Here is a 2,262-nt window from a genome sequence, read left to right as displayed (position 1 = left end):
CTGGAGGTCAGAAATGAACATCAAGAGCCTTCTTCTCGGCTCCGCTGCAGCTCTCGCAGCAGTTTCCGGCGCTCAGGCAGCCGACGCAATCGTCGCAGCCGAGCCGGAGCCCATGGAATACGTTCGCGTTTGCGACGCTTTCGGCACTGGCTACTTCTACATCCCGGGCACCGAAACCTGCCTCAAGATCGGCGGCTTCATCCGCTTCCAGACGGACTTCGGCCGTGACGCCGCAGACAACAAGTGGAACCAGGAAGATTACGACGGTCAGTCCACGTCGGACTGGGATTCCTTCTCGCGCGCTTACATCTCGTTCGATGCAAAGAGCGACACCGAGTACGGCACGCTCACCGGCTTCTTCGCAGCTGAGTTCAACGCCGACAACGACACCGACGATGGCGACAGCCTGATCGACGTTGACGAAGCCTACATCCAGCTGGGTGGCCTCAAGGCAGGCTTCTTCTACAACTGGTGGGATAAGGGCCTGAACGGCGAAACCGACTCGCTCGGCAACGTCACCGAGTTCAACTCGATCGCCTATCTCTATGACGGCGGTTCGTTCCAGGCCGGTATCTCGGTTGACGAACTCGAAGGTGCCTCGACCAAGGCTAACGGTGTTGGCGTTTCCGGTATCGTTTCGGCTTCGCTCGGCGGCGTTTCCTTCGACCTGCTCGGCGGTTACGACTCTGAATTCGAAGAAGGCGCAATCCGCGCTCTGCTCTCGGCTGACCTCGGCCCGGGCGTCTTCCAGCTCGCTGGTATCTGGGCTTCGAACCCGAACGCTTACTGGGCACGCTCTGAGTGGACCGTTGCTGCGTCGTACCGCTTCAACGCGACCGACAAGCTGGCCATCACCCCCGGCGTTCAGTACTTCGACAACCTGAACGACGGCAACTTCGGCTTCGGCGGTGACGACGCATGGCGCGCTGGCGTCACGCTCGACTACAAGATCACCGAAGGTCTCGCGACCCGCGTGTCGGTCCAGTACGAAGATGCTGACAACGCTGACGATCAGGTATTCGGCTTCGTCCGCCTGCAGCGCGACTTCTAATATCGTCTGACCTCGGTCAGAAGCGTGGCCCGCAGCTCTTTCGAGTTGCGGGCTGTTGCTGTTTCGCAACGTTTGCATGTTATCGAGCCACCGCAATCGCCCAAAGGTGAGTATGTTGGCTTGAACGCAGCCGGTTCTCCGCTTCATTTGCGAGAAGAGAGGGAACTGCGAGCGTGGGACAGGACGCTGAAAAACAAGCGGGCGACTTCAGCTTTCCGGACATGCGTTCGGGATATGAAGTGAACTACAGCTTTAGCCCGCAACGCCCAATCGGAGTGGTGAAGGAAACCACTCTGGGCGAACTGCTTCAGCGTTATGCCGATGTGTTGTGGGAAGAGGGCAGCCACAAATATAACGTAAAGGCCTTCATCGGCGAACTTGACGAGATTTTGATCGGCATCAGGTTCACAACGTTCTCACAAGACATGCTCGACAGCCTCATCGGCGCATTACGCAAACGCGGCAACAGCAACGCAACCATCAACAGGAAGATGGCGGCGCTGAGCAAGTTGCTGCGGAAAGCGTACAAGATGGGTGACATCCACAGTTTGCCCGAGTTCAAGCGACAAAAAGAAAGAGCCGGACGCCTCCGCTTTCTAGAGGCCGCCGAAGAGGAAGCGTTGTTCCGAGAAATCGGCAACCGATCGGAACTCTATTTGCAGCTTTCCATATTCCTGGTGGACACCGGCGCGCGCCTCGGCGAATCCATCGCTCTCAAATGGAACGATATTTATGAGGGCCGCGTGACATTCTGGGTCACCAAATCCGGTCGCAGTCGCACTGTGCCGCTCACCGCCAGAACGAAAGGGGCGATGGAGGCGCTTGCGGACAGGTCTCCCGGACCATTCTCTTCGGTTGACCCTCAGAAATATCGTGCGGTCTGGAACGCAGCAAAACAAGAGGCCGGACTAGGCGCGGAAGAGGATATTGTCCCGCATGTCCTACGGCACACCTGCGCGTCTCGTCTCGTGCGCGGCGGCATCGACCTCCGGCGAGTTCAGATGTGGCTCGGTCACCAGACGCTCGAGATGACAATGCGATATGCGCATCTGGCCTCGCACGATCTCGACATGTGCGTACCGGTGCTTGAACGCCATCTGAAATAACACCCCTCTACCAATCCCTCAGCATGACCACCGTGAGCCCGATTATGCTGAGTTTTCGCTTGGGCGCCGACCCAGTCAGATGCGGAAAACCTTCCGATTCTGACT

Annotated in this window: 2 protein-coding genes; both read left to right on the top strand. The window is 58.1% G+C overall.

The window, feature by feature from the left end; translation table 11 throughout:
• The first annotated feature begins 13 nt into the window (after nt 1-13).
• On the top strand, nt 14-1,051 hold the full coding sequence (locus IB272_RS34390) for a porin (RefSeq protein ID WP_192445886.1): 1,038 nt from the start codon (nt 14-16) through the stop codon (nt 1,049-1,051).
• Between the two features lie 221 nt (nt 1,052-1,272).
• On the top strand, nt 1,273-2,157 hold the full coding sequence (locus tag IB272_RS34385; protein ID WP_210339567.1) for a site-specific integrase: 885 nt from the start codon (nt 1,273-1,275) through the stop codon (nt 2,155-2,157).
• Nucleotides 2,158-2,262 lie beyond the last annotated feature (105 nt).

It is taken from the genome of Ensifer sp. ENS08 (assembly GCF_014852195.1).
GTDB lineage: Bacteria > Pseudomonadota > Alphaproteobacteria > Rhizobiales > Rhizobiaceae > Ensifer > Ensifer adhaerens.
Note: the sequence above shows the minus strand (reverse complement) of the source record. Positions and strands in the feature narration are given on the sequence as shown.

Bases quoted from the DNA above. Each gene is read 5' to 3' on its own strand.
- IB272_RS34385 (WP_210339567.1), top strand. From the start codon at position 1,273: ATGCGTTCGGGATATGAAGTGAACTACAGCTTTAGCCCGCAACGCCCA.
- IB272_RS34390 (WP_192445886.1), top strand. From the start codon at position 14: ATGAACATCAAGAGCCTTCTTCTCGGCTCCGCTGCAGCTCTCGCAGCA.